15 protein-coding genes are annotated in these 17,727 nt (G+C 58.7%); 5 read left to right on the forward strand and 10 right to left on the reverse strand.

All coding sequences use genetic code 11. The features are described 5' to 3' along the window. Positions 1–68: 68 nt before the first annotated feature. The 4 genes from TU74_RS05150 to betI form a co-directional block, all read right to left on the reverse strand. A complete protein-coding gene (locus TU74_RS05150; protein WP_047278180.1) occupies positions 69–764 on the reverse strand; it encodes an RraA family protein in 696 nt (231 codons plus the stop codon). A gap of 183 nt (positions 765–947) precedes the next feature. Further along, entirely contained in the window at positions 948–2,651 is a 1,704-nt protein-coding gene (betA, locus tag TU74_RS05155) for a choline dehydrogenase (protein ID WP_047278178.1), read from the reverse strand. Between the two features lie 117 nt (positions 2,652–2,768). After that, complete coding sequence (betB, locus tag TU74_RS05160; protein WP_048375412.1) at positions 2,769–4,241, reverse strand: betaine-aldehyde dehydrogenase; 1,473 nt, start codon at positions 4,239–4,241, stop codon at positions 2,769–2,771. A 109-nt stretch (positions 4,242–4,350) separates the two neighbouring features. Next, a complete protein-coding gene (gene betI, locus TU74_RS05165) occupies positions 4,351–4,944 on the reverse strand; it encodes a transcriptional regulator BetI (protein ID WP_047295983.1) in 594 nt (197 codons plus the stop codon). A gap of 479 nt (positions 4,945–5,423) precedes the next feature. Between betI and TU74_RS05170 the strand changes: the two genes are divergently transcribed. Beyond that, positions 5,424–7,379: a BCCT family transporter gene (locus TU74_RS05170; RefSeq protein ID WP_241485541.1), complete on the forward strand. Its 1,956-nt coding sequence runs from the start codon at positions 5,424–5,426 to the stop codon at positions 7,377–7,379. 181 nt (positions 7,380–7,560) lie between these two features. Here the strand turns inward: TU74_RS05170 and choV are convergent, their stop codons facing one another. From choV to TU74_RS05185, 3 genes are all read right to left on the reverse strand, one after another. Further along, positions 7,561–8,739 (reverse strand): choline ABC transporter ATP-binding protein, encoded by a 1,179-nt coding sequence (gene choV, locus TU74_RS05175; protein WP_047278170.1) that lies wholly within the window; start codon positions 8,737–8,739, stop codon positions 7,561–7,563. Continuing rightward, positions 8,736–9,581: a choline ABC transporter permease subunit gene (choW, locus tag TU74_RS05180; protein ID WP_047279166.1), complete on the reverse strand. Its 846-nt coding sequence runs from the start codon at positions 9,579–9,581 to the stop codon at positions 8,736–8,738. The genes choV and choW overlap by 4 nt, the downstream gene beginning before the upstream one ends. 69 nt (positions 9,582–9,650) lie before the next feature. After that, on the reverse strand, positions 9,651–10,598 hold the full coding sequence (locus tag TU74_RS05185) for a choline ABC transporter substrate-binding protein (RefSeq protein ID WP_048375414.1): 948 nt from the start codon (positions 10,596–10,598) through the stop codon (positions 9,651–9,653). 349 nt (positions 10,599–10,947) lie between these two features. Between TU74_RS05185 and TU74_RS05190 the strand changes: the two genes are divergently transcribed. Continuing rightward, the gene (locus TU74_RS05190) at positions 10,948–12,324 is read left to right on the forward strand and encodes an L-serine ammonia-lyase (protein ID WP_048375416.1); all 1,377 of its coding nucleotides are present in this window, start codon (positions 10,948–10,950) and stop codon (positions 12,322–12,324) included. A gap of 62 nt (positions 12,325–12,386) precedes the next feature. Here the strand turns inward: TU74_RS05190 and TU74_RS05195 are convergent, their stop codons facing one another. Then, the gene (locus TU74_RS05195; RefSeq protein WP_048375418.1) at positions 12,387–12,737 is read right to left on the reverse strand and encodes a DUF6124 family protein; all 351 of its coding nucleotides are present in this window, start codon (positions 12,735–12,737) and stop codon (positions 12,387–12,389) included. A 426-nt stretch (positions 12,738–13,163) separates the two neighbouring features. Between TU74_RS05195 and TU74_RS23055 the strand changes: the two genes are divergently transcribed. The 3 genes from TU74_RS23055 (at position 13,164) to gbdR (ending at position 16,881) form a co-directional block, all read left to right on the forward strand. Further along, positions 13,164–14,234 carry an RHS repeat-associated core domain-containing protein gene (locus TU74_RS23055; RefSeq protein WP_053069960.1) on the forward strand — a complete coding sequence of 357 codons (1,071 nt, stop codon included), beginning with the start codon at positions 13,164–13,166 and terminating at the stop codon, positions 14,232–14,234. Positions 14,235–14,374: 140 nt separating this feature from the next. Next, entirely contained in the window at positions 14,375–15,442 is a 1,068-nt protein-coding gene (locus TU74_RS23060) for an RHS repeat-associated core domain-containing protein (RefSeq protein WP_053069961.1), read from the forward strand. A gap of 335 nt (positions 15,443–15,777) precedes the next feature. Beyond that, a complete protein-coding gene (gene gbdR / locus TU74_RS05210; protein WP_047278161.1) occupies positions 15,778–16,881 on the forward strand; it encodes a choline metabolism transcriptional regulator GbdR in 1,104 nt (367 codons plus the stop codon). 23 nt (positions 16,882–16,904) lie between these two features. Here gbdR and TU74_RS05215 read toward each other — a convergent pair whose 3' ends face one another. After that, entirely contained in the window at positions 16,905–17,153 is a 249-nt protein-coding gene (locus TU74_RS05215) for a hypothetical protein (protein WP_047278159.1), read from the reverse strand. Between the two features lie 109 nt (positions 17,154–17,262). After that, the gene (locus tag TU74_RS05220; protein WP_048375420.1) at positions 17,263–17,679 is read right to left on the reverse strand and encodes a DUF3010 family protein; all 417 of its coding nucleotides are present in this window, start codon (positions 17,677–17,679) and stop codon (positions 17,263–17,265) included. Positions 17,680–17,727: the final 48 nt, after the last annotated feature.

The raw sequence follows: 17,727 nt of genomic DNA on the forward strand, positions 1-17,727 counted from the left end.
GAGCGCGAACCGGCCTTCACCCCGACCCTCTCGCGCCGGCGAGGGTCAGGACAACGCAGCGTAGCGTTTTAAACCGGGCAGCCCTTGGCGCGCAGGATGGCGTCGAAACGGTCCGGGTCCAGGGTGCCTTCTTCGATGGCTTTGAGCGTGGCTTGCTCACGCGCCAGCAGGTCATGGCAGCGGATCAGCAGTTCAGGCAGTTCGCTGCGCGACGCGGCAACCACACCGTCGCCATCGCCAATCATCAGGTCGCCAGGCATCACCAGCATCCCGGCACACGAGATCGGCACGTTGATTTCGCCGCCGCCGTCGGTGCTCGGGCCACGGTGTACGCCGCCGATGGCGTAGGCGGGCAATTCGCCGGTTTGCCACTCGTCCAGGTCACGCAGGGCGCCGTTGATGACCACCCCGACGATGCCAGCCTTGAGTGCCATGGCGCGCATGATGCCGCCGAACACGGCGCGGGTCAGGTCAGCGCTGCCGTCGATCACCAGCACATCGCCGGGACGCGCCATTTGCATGGCCTTGAGGATCATCAGGTTATCGCCGGGGCGCACGCGCACCGTCAACGCGCTGCCCAGCATCGGGCGGTTGCCGTGGAAAGACTTGAGGCCCAGACCGCCGACATTGCGGCCCAGGCAGTCGCTCACGGCGGCGGCAGGGATTTTGCTGAACTCGGTCAGCCACTTCGGATCGAGAGGTTCTGCGTTTGGATTAATCAGGAAGCCGGTTGGCCATTTGCTCGAAGAAACAACATCAAACATAGAAAACCTCGTGGCCAGGCAGGTGCTGGCATGTCGGGTGGGGCGGGGGGGTGTGGCGCGAAACGAGGCACTAGAGTAGGCCTGCGTTGAGGCCGGGGCAAGCGGGGGAAGATGAAACACATGCGGGAAAAAACCTGCAAACGCTGGCACAGGTTGCGCCAGCGGTTGCAGGTTCAGGCTTGCTTACTGCGCCGTACGGCTCACGTCACGCAGCGGCTTGCCACGCACTGGTGCGTCGCCTGCCACGTAGTAATCGGCGGTGCTGCGTGGCAACGGTGCGCGGCCACGGATCTTGTCGGCGATTTTCTCGGCGATCATGATCGTTGGCGCGTTCAGGTTGCCGGTGGTGATCAGCGGCATGATCGAGGCATCGACCACACGCAGACCTTGCATGCCGTGCACGCGGCCTTCGCCGTCTACAACCGCCATCTCGTCGGTGCCCATCTTGCACGAGCACGACGGGTGGAACGCGGTCTCGGCGTGTTCGCGGATGAACGTGTCCAGCTCTTCGTCCGTCTGCTTGTCGATACCGGGGCTGATTTCGCGGCCACGGTACGCGTCCAGTGCCGGCTGCTGCATGATTTCACGGGTCAGGCGGATGCCGTCGCGGAACTCCTGCCAATCCTGCTCGGTGGACATGTAGTTAAACAGGATGCTCGGGTACTCACGCGGGTCCTTGGACTTCACGTTGATCCGGCCACGGCTTGGCGAACGCATGGAACCCATGTGTGCCTGGAAACCGTGTTCTTTCACGCCATTGCTGCCGTTGTAGTTAATCGCGACCGGAAGGAAGTGGTACTGAATGTTCGGCCATTCGAAATGTTCGCGGGTGCGGATAAAACCACCGGCTTCGAACTGGTTGCTCGCGCCAATGCCTTTGCCCATGAACAGCCACTCGGCACCGATCGCCGGCTGGTTCCACCACAACAGCGACGGGTACAGCGAAACCGGCTGCGTGCACGCGTATTGCAGGTACAGCTCAAGGTGGTCTTGCAGGTTGCGGCCAACGCCCGGCAGGTCATGCACCACGGGTATGTCGAGGCTGTTCAACAGCTCGGCGGGGCCCACACCGGAACGTTGCAACACGGTCGGGGAACCAATGGCGCCGCTGCACAGCAGGACTTCTTTGCGTGCCTTGGCTTCAATGCGCGTATCGCTGTCGCCCACCATGTACGCCACGCCCACTGCGCGCTTGCCTTCGAACAGGATTTTGTCGGTCAGGGCATGGGTGACGATTTTCAGCGTCGAACGCTGTTTGGCCGTGTCCAGGTAGCCGCGTGCGGTGCTGGCGCGACGGCCGTTCGGCGTCACGGTACGGTCCATCGGGCCGAAACCTTCCTGCTGATAGCCGTTCAAGTCTTCGGTGCGCGGGTAGCCCGCTTGCACACCGGCTTCAACCATGGCGTGGAACAGCACGTTATTACCGGCTTTTGGCGTGGTCACGCTCACCGGGCCGTCGCCACCGTGGTAGTCGTTCGGGCCGATGTCACGGGTTTCTGCCTTGCGGAAATACGGCAGGCAATCCAGGTAGCTCCAGTCTTCCAGGCCCGGATTTTTCGCCCAGCCGTCGTAGTCCATCGCGTTGCCACGGATGTAGCACATGCCGTTAATCAGCGACGAGCCGCCCAGGCCCTTGCCACGGCCACATTCCATGCGGCGACCGTCCATGTGCGGCTCTGGATCGGTTTCGAACGCCCAGTTATAGCGACGGCCTTGCAACGGGTACGCCAGTGCCGCAGGCATCTGGGTACGGAAGTCGAAACGGTAGTCCGGGCCGCCCGCTTCAAGCAGCAGCACGGTGACGCCCTGGTCTTCCGTCAGACGGGTCGCCAGGGTGTTACCGGCAGAACCGGCACCAATAATGATGTAGTCGAATTCTTGGGACATAAAATGCACCCTCTTTGAAATAGATAAACCGAAGTCGCTGCCCAAGGCTGCGAAGGGTTGTGCGCCAACCCGTTTTTGCAGAGGCCGTACAGGCGTGCTCGCAGCCTTGTGCCAGGCTTAGAACACCGAAACGTAATCGCCCAGCTCGACCTGTACCGATTTGATCTGTGTGTACTGCGCCAGCGAGCTGATGCCGTTTTCGCGGCCAATGCCCGACTGCTTGTAGCCGCCTACTGGCATTTTTGCGTCGGACTCGCCCCAGGCGTTGATCCAGCAAATACCGGCTTGCAGCTGATGAATCACGCGGTGCGCACGGTTCAGGTCCTTGGTCACCAGACCGGCGGCCAGACCGAACTCGGTGTCGTTGGCGCGACGGATGACTTCCTCTTCGGTGTCGTACGTCAGGATGCTCATCACCGGGCCGAAGATTTCTTCTTTAACGATGGTCATCTCGTCGGTGCAATCGGAGAACACGGTCGGGGCCACGTAGGCGCCTTTGCCCAGTGCGCCTTCGGTCAGACGTGCGCCGCCGCACAGCAGACGGGCGCCTTCTTCTTTACCCTTGGCGATGTAGCCCAGCACGCTTTCCATGTGAGCAAAGCTAACCAGCGGGCCGAAGTTGATGTTCTCGTCTTCCGGGTTACCGATGCGGATGCGCGCAACGCGCTCCAGGATTTTGGCTTCGAAGGCGGCTTTGAGCGCCGTCGGTACGAACACGCGAGTGCCGTTGGTGCAGACCTGACCCGAGCTGTAGAAGTTGGCCATCATTGCGGTATCGGCAGCGCGGTCCAGATCGGCGTCGTCGAAAATGATCAGCGGCGACTTGCCGCCCAGTTCCATGGTCACTTCCTTCAAGGAAGAGCTGGTGGCGCTGGACGTTACTTTTTTGCCGGTGTCGGTGCCGCCGGTGAACGAGATCTTCTCGATGCGCGGGTGCTCGGTCAGCCAGGTGCCGACTTCACGGCCGCTGCCGGTCAGAACGTTGAACACACCGTTCGGCAGGCCGGCTTCGGTGAAGATTTCAGCCAGTTTCAGGGTGGTCAGCGACGTCACTTCGCTTGGCTTGAAAATCATCGCGTTGCCCGCGGCCAATGCCGGAGCCGATTTCCACAGGGCGATCTGGATCGGGTAGTTCCACGCGCCGATACCGGCCACAACGCCCAGCGGCTCGCGACGGGTGTAGACGAACGAGGTGTCACGCAGCGGGATTTGCTCGCCTTCAATGGCTGGGGCCAGGCCTGCGTAGTATTCCAGTACGTCGGCGCCGGTCACGATGTCGACGTAACGGGTTTCGGAGTACGACTTGCCGGTGTCCAGGGTTTCCAGTGCGGCCAGTTCATCGTTGCGCTCGCGCAGGATGTCCACGGCACGGCGCAGGATGCGCGAACGCTCCATGGAGGTCATGGCGGCCCAGATCTTCTGGCCTTTTTCAGCGCTGACAACGGCGCGTTCGACGTCTTCTTTGGTCGCACGCTGCACTTGGGCGAGGACTTCGCCGTTAGCCGGGTTGATGGCATCGAAGGTTGCATCGCTGCTGGCGTCGGTGTAGCCGCCGTCGATGTAAAGTTTTTGCAGTTCGAAACGGGCCATAAAATCCTCGCAAGTGCATAAGTGGTTGGCGTTGATCGTGTCACTGGATGCCATCTGATTGGGGCAACTCAGATTCACGACAGTTCAGGGGTTAAGCAGTCATTGAGGCCTAACTCACCTGTTTCGCCAGTTGTAGATCCATGTATTCGTAGCAGATGCGTTGCGCCTGCTCGGTGTCGAAAGCGTCTCCCGACAGGGCACCCCGCAACCAAAGACCATCGATGAGAGCCGCCAGTCCGCGGGCTGCCGAGCGGGCTTGCGCCAACGGCAATACACGACGGAACTGGCAGCACAGATTGGAATACAGGCGGTGATCGTTGATCCGCTGCAATCTGCGCAACGACGGCTGATGCATGCTGGCGGCCCAAAAGGCCAGCCAGGTTTTCATTGCCGGGCCACTGACCTGGCTGGCGTCGAAGTTGCCTTCAACGATGACCTGCAAGTGCGCCCTGGGGCTGTCGTCACCCAACGCTTGGCGGCGCTCGGTGACGTTGTCGATCAAGACGTTCATCAAGTACCGCATGGTGGCGGCAATCAGACCGTTCTTGTCTCGAAAGTAGTGGCTGATGATGCCGTTCGACACGCCGGCCAAACGGGCAATCAGCGCAATGCTGGCATCCGCCATACCAACCTGATCGACGGCCTGTAACGTGGCTTCAATCAACTGCTGACGGCGTATGGGTTGCATACCGACCTTGGGCATTTTTGCTCATCTCCTTGGGCCGGCGGACAGTGCAGGGAAGCTCACTGAACGGCGGCCAGTCTATTTTGTTTTGATTGAACGTTCAATCAACAAAGAATACTATCTGCGACAATTCGTCGCGATTGATGCCGGTTTCCTACGCATGAATGGCGCAATTCGGCACGGCAAACATCACCAAACCCCCTGATTTTGCTGGAGCACACCGGCTCGCGAAGGTCATGACCGATAGACGCGCCAGAGGCACAGGCGCGGCGCTCTTGGGATTTTCGCCAGCCTGCGTGCTGCGACAAAGGCTGTGTTCACAGGGGCCGGTTTTTTTGCGGTGTCTTTATATCACCCGACCGTTGGTCGCTATCTAAGCGAATAGTCGGGTGGTGCGTTGTTGATCGTTCTTCTCTCGCACTGCCTGGAGCATCCGTGCAATGAGTTCTGCCTCTCTTATAAAGACCCCACCGCAAAAGGTGACGGTCAACGGTTGGGTGTTTTACACCTCCACTGCCTTGATACTGTTGTTGACTGCCATCCTGATCGCCGCTCCCGAAGAAGCCGGCCGCGTGTTGGGCGTTGCCCAAGAGTGGCTGTCGCGGACCTTCGGTTGGTACTACATGGTGGTGATCGCCGCTTACCTGATTTTTGTGGTCGGGCTGGCGTTCTCCTCGTACGGCAAACTGAAACTGGGGACCAAGCAAGACACCCCGGATTTCAGCTACGGCGCCTGGGCCGGGATGCTGTTCTCCTCGGGCATCGGCATCTCCTTGCTGTACTTCGGCGCCTCCGAGCCGCTGGACCACTACTTCAATCCGCCGCAAGGCGTGTCGGGCAGCCATGAAGCGGCGCGTCAGGCGCTGCAACTGACCTTCCTGCACTGGGGCCTGCACGGCTGGGCGATCTACGCGTTGGTCGGGTTGGCCGTGGCGTACTTTGCGTACCGTCACAACCAGCCACTGGCCTTGCGTTCGGCGCTGTACCCGTTGATGGGCGAGCGTTGGGTCAAAGGCGCTGCGGGCCACGCGGTGGACGGTTTCGGCATGTTCGTCACCTTGCTCGGCCTGGTGACCAACCTGGGCATTGGTGCGATGCAAGTGTCCTCCGGGCTGGAAAACCTGTTCGGCATGGAACACAGCAACACCAACCTGCTGATCGTCATCATCGTGATGAGCACCGTGGCCACCATCGCGGCGGTCTCCGGTGTTGAAAACGGCATTCGTCGCCTGTCGAACCTGAACATCGTGCTGTTCAGTGGCTTGCTGATTTTTGTGTTGTTGTTCGGCCCGACCCTGCACCTGCTCAACGGCTTTGTGCAGAACACCGGTGACTACCTCAACGGGTTGATCATGAAAACCTTCGACCTGTACGTGTATGCAGGCGACACCGGCAAAACCGAAGGCTGGCTGGGCCTGTGGACCCTGTTCTACTGGGCCTGGTGGATTTCCTGGGCCCCGTTTGTCGGCATGTTCATCGCGCGTATTTCCCGTGGCCGCACCGTGCGTGAGCTGGTGGCGGGCGTGCTGCTGATCCCGCTGGGCTTCACCCTGGCATGGCTGTCGATCTTCGGTAACTCGGCGCTGGATCTGGTGGTCAACCAGGGCGCAGTGGAACTGGGCAAAACCGCGCTGGAACAGCCCTCGATGGCGATTTACCAACTGCTTGAGCATTACCCGGCGTCGAAAATCGTGATCGGCGTGTCGATCTTTGTCGGCTTTGTGTTGTTCCTGACACCCGCCGACTCGGGCGCCGTGATGATGGCCAACCTGTCCTGCAAAGGCGGCGACGTCGACGAAGACGCCCCGCACTGGCTGCGAATCTTCTGGTCGGTGGTGATTACGCTGGTGACCATCGGCCTGTTGTTCGCCGGTAACTTTGCGGCGATGCAAACCATGGTGGTGTTGGCGGGCCTGCCGTTCTCGGTGGTGCTGATCCTGTTCATGTTCGGCCTGCACAAAGCGATGCGTCAGGACGCCCAAATGGAACTGGAACAGGCCGAACTGGCGGCGCGTGGACGTCGTGGTTTCTTCAGCGAGCGCTTGACCGCCCAAGAGCTGCAACCGACCCAAGCGGTGGTTCAGCGCTTTATGGACAAACACGTGACGCCCGCGCTGGAAGAAGCGGCCGTGCATTTGCGCAGTCAGGGCCTGGACGTACAAACCCTGCTGGGCAAAGCCAAGCGTTGCATGGGTGTGCGGGTTGAAATGGACGAGGGCAACCCGTTCGTTTACGAAGTCAGCCTGGACGGCTACCTGGCGGCCCCAAGCGAGTCGGAGCAAAACGCGGCGAGCAGCGAAGAAGTGCGCAGCCGTTACTACCGTGCCGAAGTGTATTTGCACAACGGCAGTCAGGAGTACGACTTGATGGGCTTCACGGATGACCAGATCACCCGTGACGTGCTCGACCAGTTCGAAAGCCATCGCCAACTCCTTGGCCGGGTGTATAGCTGAGTGGAGCGGGGTGCAAGGCAGGGTCGGCCGTGTTGGCCCTCACCCCAACCCCAACCCCAACCCTCTCCCGCAGGGAGAGGGGGCTGATTGAGGCGTTCGCGAGAGCCCGTTCATTCAGTTAAATCGTCTGGCCACCCCAGCCCTTTCTCTTTGGAAGAGGGCTGGGGGTGAAGGCCCGCGTCTAACCTAAATTCTTGCCTAACAACGCGTGATACAGCTCCGTATCCCCCAAAATCCCCACCACTTGCTGATTGTCATGCAGCACCAGTTTGTTGCCCGTCTGGTAACGAATCTGCAATGCGTCACGCATGCCAATGTTGCTGTCCACCAGCGTCGGGCCGCGGCCCAGTCCTTCCACGGCCTGCCCGTGCTGCCACTGCTGCAAATTCAGTGACGTCGCCCCCTGGCGCACACCCTTGATGGTGTTGCCCTGCGCCAGGTCAATCCAGGAATCATCCCCCGGATCAATGCACACCGAACCATTGACCCGTTTGCAGTTGTCCAGCGAACGCATCAGGCTGCGCCCGCACAACACGTTCAGCGGGTTGGTATGGGCGACGAAGGTGCGCACGTAATCATCCGCCGGGTTGAGGACGATCTCTTCAGGTTTGCTGTACTGGATGATGCGCCCGTCTTTCATGATCGCGATGCGGCTGCCCAGCTTCAGCGCTTCATCCAGGTCATGGCTGACAAACACAATGGTCTTGCTCAGCTTGCGTTGCAGCTCCAGCAGTTCGTCCTGCAACCCCTGGCGGATCAACGGGTCGAGCGCTGAAAACGGCTCATCCATCAGCAAAATGTCGGCGTCCATCGCCAAGGCGCGCGCCAGCCCGACCCGCTGCTGCATGCCGCCACTCAGCTCATCCGGTTTTTTATTGCGCCATTGGGTCAGGCCCACCAGCTCCAGTTTTTCATCCACCAGCGTGCGCCGCTCTTTCTCCGGGCGACCCTGCATCTCAAGCCCAAAACTGATGTTCTCGCGCACGGTCAGCCACGGCATCAACGCGAACTTCTGAAACACCATGGCAATCCGTTGAGTGCGCATCATCTTCAGCTCGGCCGGGCTGCACGAGGCGATGTCGATTTGCTTGCCTTCATGCTCCACGTACAAATGGCCACGGCTGACCGTGTTCAGGCCATTGATACAGCGCAGCAAGCTGGATTTGCCCGAGCCGGACAAGCCCATCAACACGCAAATTTCACCCTTGTCGATGTCCAGGCTGGCCTTTTCGACGCCCACAATCTGACCGGTTTTTTTCAGGATCTGGTCACGGGTCATCCCCTGATCCAGCAAACCCAGCGCCTCACGCGGGTCTTTGGCGAAAATCACGTCTACGTTATCGAAGCGAATAATGCTCATGCGTCGGCTCCTTTCTTGGCGTCCGGCTGCTTGCAGATCCGGTCGAGCATGATGGCCAACAACACAATCGCCAGCCCGGCTTCAAAGCCCAGCGCGATGTCAGCGGTGTTGAGCGCGTTGACCACCGGCTTGCCCAGGCCGTCAGCCCCGACCAGCGCGGCGATGACCACCATCGACAACGACAACATGATGCATTGCGTGATGCCCGCCGCGATGCTCGGCATGGCATGGGGCAGTTCGATGCGGGTCAGCAGTTGGCGTCGCGAGCAGCCAAACGCCTTGCCCGCATCCAGCAGTTCGTGTGGCACGTCGCGAATGCCCAGATAGGTCAGGCGGATCGGCGCCGCAATGGCGAACACAACGGTTGAAATCAACCCCGGCACTACCCCGAGCCCAAACAGGGTCAAGGTGGGGATCAAGTAAACGAACGTAGGAACGGTCTGCATCAGATCCAGTACCGGTCGCATAAAAGTGTAGAACATGGGTTTGTGCGCCGCGAGAATCCCCAGCGGCACCCCGATAATCACGCACACGAACGTGGCAAACAGCACCTGCGCCAGGGTCTCCATGGTCTCCTGCCAATAGCCCAGGTTCAGGATCAGCAGAAACGACAGCGCCACAAACACCGTCAGCGCCCATTTGCGCTGGATGACATGCGCCAGCAGGGCGATCAGCCCGATAAAGACAAAAGGGTTGAACCAGGTCAGCGCAAACGTCACGCCGTGGATCATCGTTTCCAGCGACGTCGCGATGGCATCGAACGTGCTGGCGCCGTGTTGCGTCAACCAGTCGACAAAGCCCGCAATGTACTGGCCTAAAGGGATTTTTTGATCGATCAGCATGGTAGTGAACGTCCGCATGCAGGGGGAATGGAAACGGCGCCCGGCAAACCCGTTGCCCGGCGCCCGCAGTTACTGCGCAAGGCTGGCTTTCACGGCCTCCAGACCCGGTTTGCCATCCAGCGTTGTCACGCCCGCCAACCACGTGTCGAGCACCTGCGGGTTCTGTTTGAGCCACGCCTTGGCGGCCACGTTTGGCTTGATCTTGTTATCCAACACCTCGCCCATCAAGGTGCTTTCCATGTCCAGGCTGAACACCAGGTTTTTCAGCAACTGACCCACGTTGCTGCACTCCTCGGAATAGCCCTTGCGGGTATTGGTGTAGATGGTGGCCTGCCCATAATTGGGGCCAAAGAAATCGTCACCGCCGGTGAGGTATTTCATTTTGAAACGGGTGTTCATCGGGTGCGGTTCCCAGCCCAGAAACACCACGTCAGTGCCACGGCGCTGCGCGCGGTCGACCTGCGACAGCATCCCCGCCTCGCTGGATTCCACCACTTTGAACCCGGCGTCTTTCAAGCCGAACGCGTTCTTGTCGATCATGGTCTGGATCATGCGATTGCCGTCATTGCCGGGCTCGATGCCATAGATCTTCGCGCCCAGTTCCTGCTTGAACTTCGGCAAGTCGGCAAAGTCCTTCAAGCCCTTGTTGTAGAGCGCTTCAGGGACGGCAAGCGTGTACTTGGCGTTCTCCAGGTTGGCGCGCACGGTCTCCACCGTCCCGGCGTCGCGATACGGCTTGATGTCGTTCTCCATGGTCGGCATCCAGTTGCCCAAAAACACGTCCATGTTCTTACCGTCCGCCAGCGACTTGTAGGTGACCGGCACCGAAATCATGGTGGTTTTAGTCGTGTAACCGAGTGCGTCCAGCAACGTGCTGGCGACGGCGGTGGTGACGGTGATGTCTGTCCAGCCGACATCCGAGAAGTTCACCGTGGCGCATTGCGCAGGTTCGGCGGCGTGGGTGATGACCGGCAGACTCAACAGTGCAGCCAACAACACTGATCGGGTGTGGTTCATGGTTCGACTCCTGGCGTTCGTGGGGCGGTTTCGAGCGTGAAACCGTACGTATCAGTTGCGGTTGGGCAATGCCGGGCTGACCGGGCATCGTGCAATCGAGTCAAGAACGATCATGTAACAGTCAAATTCAAACGCCTACAGGGAGCGTCGCATCCAGTACAGGGAGGGTCGTATCTGATGCCTGCGAGGTCGTATCTGGAAATTTATCGCCTGAAAACCGCGTCTTTGGCGCCGCGCCCGCGTTTAAAACGGCGAAGGCGCTGGCGGGCAACCGTGGGTCGCAGGTGGACGTTTTGCGCGGCGCAAGAGGGCTGATGATGGGCGCACTCATCCCCCGAGGTTTGTGCACATGGCTATCAGCGTGTTTGACCTGTTCAAGATTGGCATTGGCCCCTCCAGCTCCCACACCGTAGGGCCGATGCGGGCGGCGGCGTTGTTCGTGCAAGGGCTGCGCGAGCGCGATCAACTGCAACAGGTGCAACACGTCGAAGTGCAGTTGTACGGCTCGTTGGCCGCCACCGGCGTGGGCCATGGCAGCGACAACGCCGTCATCATGGGGCTGATGGGCGAATGGCCGGACACCATAGACCCGGCCTGCATCGCCCCGCGCATCGCGCACGTGCGCGATTGCAACACCCTGTTGCTCAACGGCGACCTACCCATTGCCTTTGAATGGACGCGGGACATGCGCTTGATCGAGCAGAACCTGCCGTTTCACCCCAACGCCATGACCCTGATCGCGTCTACCCACCACGGCGAACTGCACCGCGACACCTATTACTCGGTGGGCGGCGGTTTTGTGGTGGACGCAGCGCAAGCCGCCAGCGGCCTGGCCGATGCCGACCGCAGCCAATTGCCCTATGACTTTGACAGCGCCGTGGCGTTGCTTGAGCTGTGCCGCACGCACCACCTGAGCGTGGCCGCCCTAATGATGGCCAACGAACGCACATGGCGCAGCGAAGACGACATCCGCTGCGGGCTCATGACCCTCTGGCGCGCCATGCAAGACTGTGTCGAACAGGGCCTCACCCACGAAGGCATCCTGCCCGGCGGGTTAAACGTGCGCCGCCGCGCCGCGCGGTTGCACCGCAGCCTGCTGGAGCTGGGCAAACCCAACGTCATCGGCTCAACCCTCAGCGCGATGGAATGGGTCAACCTGTTTGCACTGGCGGTCAACGAAGAAAACGCCGCAGGCGGGCGCATGGTCACGGCACCCACCAACGGCGCGGCGGGCATCATCCCGGCGGTGTTGCACTACTTCATGAAATTCAGCGAGGACGTCAGCGAGGCCCACGTGGTCGACTATTTATTAAGCGCGGCGGCCATCGGCATTTTGTGCAAAAAGAACGCCTCGATCTCCGGCGCCGAAGTGGGCTGCCAGGGAGAGGTCGGTTCGGCCTGCGCCATGGCGGCGGCGGGGCTGGCGCAGATCCTCGGCGCGACGCCCGAGCAACTGTGCAATGCCGCAGAAATTGGCCTGGAACACAACCTGGGCCTGACCTGCGACCCGGTGGGCGGGTTGGTGCAAGTGCCGTGCATCGAGCGCAATGCCATCGCGGCGGTGAAAGCCATCAATGCGGCGCAAATGGCCTTGCGCGGGGATGGCCAGCACTTTATTTCACTGGACCGGGTGATCCGCACGATGCGCGACACCGGCGCCGACATGCACGACAAATACAAAGAAACCTCACGCGGCGGGCTGGCGGTGAGTGCCGTGGAGTGCTGAATGCCCCGGCGGCGGGGCCAAGGACGGTTTGACGCGCCTGTCGCCAAGCAGGCGCGTGCGGCTTAGTGCGTCACCAGACAATCCAGCGATTTATCGACATACGCTCTGGCCAGCTCCGCCAGGTGCACAATCGACAGCACCACATCGCGCTGCGCCCCGTGCAAACCATTCCCCGCCTCGTTCGCCGTTGCCCCCATGCAGCGCAACAAGTCTGACGCTTGGGCCAAAGCCGCTTCTAAATTAACGCCGCTGGGGATGGCATACGTGCAACTGCCCGCAATACGAACAGGCCGATGGTCGGTGAGGTAGTAGTCGAGCGCGCGATTGGCGGCTGCACGGTCCAGTGACTCGGGCGTGCACCCAGCCGCATCCGGCAGGGTGAAAGCGGGCGGATCGGGAACAATTTTTTTCATGAACAACTCCGTGTGCATTAGTGGAGCTGTCACCGTTCGCTACTAAACGAATGGGTGGCAGCCGTACGCAGGTTAGTAGACCGGAGCACACGGAAACCGGCGCGCCCGAAGGCGCCCTGCGCACGGCCACCATAAAGCGGAGGCCGAAAAAAAGCGCCTCGCGGAGGTGGCGCATTGCGCCGTGTGATATTCAGGCTACTAAACCGGGTCGCTGATTTGGCAGCGACGGGGCGAGACTAGACCCCGAATGTGAGCGGCGCAAGCGAGCGGGATTTTCTCGGAAGTTTCCTCGGAATGAAAGGGATGCGTCGTACGAATCGCCTGATTTCACCCGCCAGCAACCCCCGCCAACCTGTCAACGTTGCCAGTGTTCAACGTGGGCGAGCGAGCGCAATCTGATGGTCTCCCTGAACCGAGCCTAAGCCGATGGCAACCTACCATTACCACTACGACCCCCTCGACCGCCTGATCCACACGGCGGGTATTCAACGCTTCTACAATCAATCGCGAATAACGACAGAGATTGAGGGCACGCAGCGTTATAGCGTGTTCCAACAGGACGGGCGGTTATTGGCTCAACAGCGACGTGACCGTACGAAAGATGAGTGCCACTTATTGGGCACGGATTTACAGCAGTCGGTGTTGCACGCAGTGAGTGCCGATAAACGGCACGTAATGGCTTACAACCCTTACGGCCATCGCCCGGTAGAGAATGGCTTAATCAGTGTGTTGGGGTTTAATGGCGAGCGTGCTGACCCGGTGACCGGGCATTATTTATTGGGCAATGGCTACCGGGCCTTTAATCCGGTATTGATGCGGTTTAATAGTCCTGACAGTTGGAGCCCATTTGAACGAGGGGGGGTAAATAGTTATGGGTATGTTGGCGGGGACCCCGTTAATCGAATAGATCCCAGTGGGCATTTTTTTTGGGCTGCGTTGAGGGGGGTTGCGAACATGATGTGGGGGCATAAAAATGCACTATTAGGAAGGCATATCAAGTCGATTTCTAACGTGAAGAAGATCATGGCTGACCTTGATGTGTATGCGTATGACCTATTTACAAAAAAAGGTGAACGTAAAATCGTGCTGGATGCTCATTCTTTCTTCGTAAATAGTAAGTTGATGGTGGGGTCAAAAATAAATCCTGTTGATTCTGAGCGGTTAGTTAACTTGGCGCGTGAAAGTGGCGTTAAATTTGAATTGTACGACTCAGTAAAATTAATGATCTGTCGCAGTGCAGAGAGGGATTTTGCTCAACAAGTAGCCAACTTGACAGGGCTTAAGACTAAAGGATTTAGAGGGACGGTGGCAGCAAGCCATCTTCATGCGTTAATCCCTAATATGGAGATCAATAAGATTTATCAGCCAACCGTTGAAATGGCTGTTTATCGTAATACCGGCATGCTTAGGATGATTCCAGAACTTCGGCGAAATTACGATCCTGTGACCTTTTTCCCCACCCGTCAGGCCAAACATATAGATATCAGGCGTGCATGAAAGTGGGGGCGACAATGCCTGCGATGAGACGATGCGGATAAGCCAAACTTAAGGGTGATGGCGTCGCAGATCGGCCCGTAGGAAGTTTGAATGTAACCGTTCAATCGCTAGGTTCGTGCCAGAGTCAATAGGAAATAAAAATGACTATTTTCCATTACCACTACGACCCCCTTGATCGCCTGATCCAAACGGCGGGTATTCAACGCTTCTACAATCAATCGCGAATGACGACGGAGATTGACGGCACGCAGCGTTATAGCGTGTTCCAACAGGACGGGCGGTTATTGGCTCAACGGCGACATGACCCTACGAAAGATGAGTGCCACTTATTGGGCACGGATTTACAGCAGTCGGTGTTGCACGTAGTGGGTGCCGATAAACATCATTCGATGGCTTATAACGCTTATGGCCATCGTCCGGCAGAAAATGGCGTGGTCAGTCTATTGGGGTTTAATGGCGAGCGTGCTGACCCGGTGACCGGGCATTATTTATTGGGCAATGGCTACCGGGCCTTTAATCCGGTATTGATGCGGTTTAATAGTCCGGACAGTTGGAGCCCATTTGGAAGAGGCGGGATTAATAGTTACGGGTATTGTGGGGGGGAACCCATTAATAGAGTAGATCGTAATGGGCATTTTTTTGGCTTGGGTTCCCTGATTAAAAACCTGACGTTTGCCCTGGACAAGAGGGTTTTCAGGATAATGGGAGCTAAAGTGAAACGGGCTTTTAATGTGCAGAAGTTGGCCGAGGGAATGTATCAGTATGAATATCCGTCTAAGCGGGGCGCTACGTTGGTAGTACAAGCGCATGGGGATAAACTTCCGAACGGTGATACAGCTATGTTTTCAGGTAAAAACCATTTCGGTGCTGAGGATCTGGTTAGGAAGTTGGAGGGACGTGGAGTTGATTTTCGGAAGTTCGATGAGGTTGAGTTGATAAGTTGTCACTTGGCGGAGGGTGCATTTCCTCAGCAAATGGCTAATTTAACAGGGCTGCCTGTCAAAGCTTACAAAGGCATGATCTGGTCTTCAGATGTTGGTCTAGCTTTAAAAAGTGCGGGCTTTAAAGGCGATGTCGGCTCGAAAATCACGGTAAACCGTGTCAAGAAACCTGGCTTGATTACACTAGTACCTGAAAGTGAGCTGACTTATCACCGCGAAGTGTTCTTTCCCCAAGCATCTGCCTCTTCACGAATACGCGATTCTTGAGCCGTAGGGGAGCGGTGTGCATGGTTTAAGGGCACCCGCCCTGTTTCAGCGCACATCCCTCACCTGCATTTTGGTTGGCATGGCTTCGTCTTTGGTGTTTCGCGCACGTGCTACCGATTTGCTCAAGACCACAGTTCGCGTTGCGCCACGTCTGTTCACCCCGTTTGCGTCACCGCCCGCCCAGCCTCATTGCGACGTCGTTTTCAGGCTTTATTGAATGGCTATTCAAGTTTAGGCATGGCATTTGCGTTGTCTTCGCCAAGCCCCCAGCCAAGTGGGCAATAACAAGAGCCTGCGCCTGGGCCATTCTCTGCATTGTGTGAGGAGATACTGCGATGACGTCGTTCAACTCCGGGGCTCAACCCCAGAACCGTGCGCCTCAATCCATCGGCTTTTTGCTGCTGGACAATTTCACGCTCATTTCCCTGGCCTCCGCGATAGAGCCCTTGCGCATGGCCAATCAGTTGTCCGGCCGCGAGTTGTATCGCTGGTCCACGCTCACCGCCGATGGCAGCCAGGTGTGGGCCAGTGACGGCCTGCAAGTCACGCCCGATGCCAGCATGCACAAGGCCCCGGCGCTGGACATGGTGATTGTGTGCGGCGGTATCGGTATTCAACGCACTGTTACCCGCGAACACGTTTCATGGTTGCAAAGTCAGGCGCGTCAGTCGCGCCGGTTGGGCGCGGTGTGCACCGGCAGTTGGGCGCTGGCGTACGCCGGTTTGCTCGACGGGTTTGATTGCAGCGTGCATTGGGAGTGCCTGGCGTCGATGCAGGAAGCCTTCCCGCGGGTGTCGATGAGCACCCGTTTGTTCACCCTGGACCGTTGCCGGTTTACCAGCTCGGGCGGCACGGCGCCGCTGGACATGATGCTGCACCTGATCAGCCGCGATCATGGCCGCGAGTTGTCGGCGGCGATTTCCGAGATGTTTGTGTACGAGCGTATTCGCAACGAGCAAGACCATCAGCGCGTGCCGCTCAAGCACATGCTCGGCACCAATCAGCCCAAGTTGCAGGAAATTGTGGCGTTGATGGAGGCCAACCTTGAGGAACCCATCGACCTTGACGAGCTGGCCGAGTACGTGACGGTGTCGCGTCGCCAACTGGAGCGGCTGTTCCAGAAATACCTGCATTGTTCGCCGTCGCGTTATTACCTCAAGCTGCGGCTGGTCCGGGCCCGGCAACTGCTCAAGCAAACGCCGATGTCGATTATCGAAGTGGCGGCGGTGTGCGGGTTTGTATCAACGCCGCACTTTTCGAAATGTTACCGCGAGTATTTTGGCATTCCGCCGCGCGATGAGCGAGTAGGCTCCAACACCGCGCAACAGACCACGCTGGTGCCGATTCCGCAGTCGTTGCTGCTCAGCCCGCTGGCGGGGCCGCTGTCGGCGTTGAACCAGGCGCGCAATGAATCGACGTTTGCCAGCGTGCGGCTGTAACCGCACGCCTGGGTCGGGGGCAATCAGGTGCGTTTGAAACGCACCAGCCCCGGTAGCAGTTGTTGGTCGATGGCTTGGCGCACCGCTGGCAAGAGTGTGGCGTTGCCGGTGTAGAGTTTTTCGACCATCTGCTTGAGTGCCTGCGCGCCGGTTTCACTCAAACCGCACACCGCGCTCTTGCAGGCCTGCTCTGCGCTGCCCGACACCTCAAACCCCAGCGAGCGCAACTGGTTGACCAGGTCCACTTCATCAATCAAGTCTGCGTGCATCATATTTTTATCCTTGTGCAGGGCATGAACGTGAACAGAGTCTGGTCGTGCTCATAGCGATGGGCAAGCGCACGCTGAGCGGATGTCTGGTTTGCCTAAAAGCAGGTCGTTTTCAGGCTTTTAACAAGGCGGCGCACGCGGTTTTGTAAGCATCATGTTGGTATTTGTTGAGCGACGCGGGCAGGTCGAACGCGTGTTTTTTGAATTGGGCGCTCAGGGTTTGCGGCGAGAGCAATTGCACCTCGCAGTTGTTCAGCAACTGGATGATGCCTTCGATTTTGAACGTGATCGGGCCACCGGCAAACTCGCCTTTTTTACTGCGTTTTTTAATGGCGATGCGCGTGATGGCGTGGGTGTTCACGAAGGCCGCGATCGAGGCAGCAAACGCTTTGACATGAGCGGCGTTTTCATCGTCGTCCAGGGCAATCTTTTTAGTGGCAATGGCCACGTGCTCCAGACCGTGGGCGCCTTGGGTGGCCACGGCGAAAATGGCTTCACTGCCTTTGATATCAATGCCGCAAATAGTCATAAAAAACCTGTGTTGAGTGAGTGACGTGAACCAGTCGTCGAGACTGTT

It is taken from the genome of Pseudomonas lundensis (genome assembly GCF_001042985.1).
In the GTDB taxonomy this organism is placed as follows: domain Bacteria; phylum Pseudomonadota; class Gammaproteobacteria; order Pseudomonadales; family Pseudomonadaceae; genus Aquipseudomonas; species Aquipseudomonas lundensis.

What these genes read in the sequence shown, in the direction of transcription:
- TU74_RS05190 (WP_048375416.1), top strand. Translation starts at nt 10,948, where the DNA reads ATGGCTATCAGCGTGTTTGACCTGTTCAAGATTGGCATTGGCCCCTCC.
- gbdR (WP_047278161.1), top strand. Translation starts at nt 15,778, where the DNA reads ATGACGTCGTTCAACTCCGGGGCTCAACCCCAGAACCGTGCGCCTCAA.
- TU74_RS05215 (WP_047278159.1), bottom strand. Translation starts at nt 17,153, where the DNA reads ATGATGCACGCAGACTTGATTGATGAAGTGGACCTGGTCAACCAGTTG.
- TU74_RS05150 (WP_047278180.1), bottom strand. Translation starts at nt 764, where the DNA reads ATGTTTGATGTTGTTTCTTCGAGCAAATGGCCAACCGGCTTCCTGATT.
- betA (WP_047278178.1), bottom strand. Translation starts at nt 2,651, where the DNA reads ATGTCCCAAGAATTCGACTACATCATTATTGGTGCCGGTTCTGCCGGT.
- TU74_RS05185 (WP_048375414.1), bottom strand. Translation starts at nt 10,598, where the DNA reads ATGAACCACACCCGATCAGTGTTGTTGGCTGCACTGTTGAGTCTGCCG.
- choW (WP_047279166.1), bottom strand. Translation starts at nt 9,581, where the DNA reads ATGCTGATCGATCAAAAAATCCCTTTAGGCCAGTACATTGCGGGCTTT.
- choV (WP_047278170.1), bottom strand. Translation starts at nt 8,739, where the DNA reads ATGAGCATTATTCGCTTCGATAACGTAGACGTGATTTTCGCCAAAGAC.
- TU74_RS05195 (WP_048375418.1), bottom strand. Translation starts at nt 12,737, where the DNA reads ATGAAAAAAATTGTTCCCGATCCGCCCGCTTTCACCCTGCCGGATGCG.
- TU74_RS05220 (WP_048375420.1), bottom strand. Translation starts at nt 17,679, where the DNA reads ATGACTATTTGCGGCATTGATATCAAAGGCAGTGAAGCCATTTTCGCC.
- betI (WP_047295983.1), bottom strand. Translation starts at nt 4,944, where the DNA reads ATGCCCAAGGTCGGTATGCAACCCATACGCCGTCAGCAGTTGATTGAA.
- betB (WP_048375412.1), bottom strand. Translation starts at nt 4,241, where the DNA reads ATGGCCCGTTTCGAACTGCAAAAACTTTACATCGACGGCGGCTACACC.
- TU74_RS23055 (WP_053069960.1), top strand. Translation starts at nt 13,164, where the DNA reads ATGGCAACCTACCATTACCACTACGACCCCCTCGACCGCCTGATCCAC.
- TU74_RS23060 (WP_053069961.1), top strand. Translation starts at nt 14,375, where the DNA reads ATGACTATTTTCCATTACCACTACGACCCCCTTGATCGCCTGATCCAA.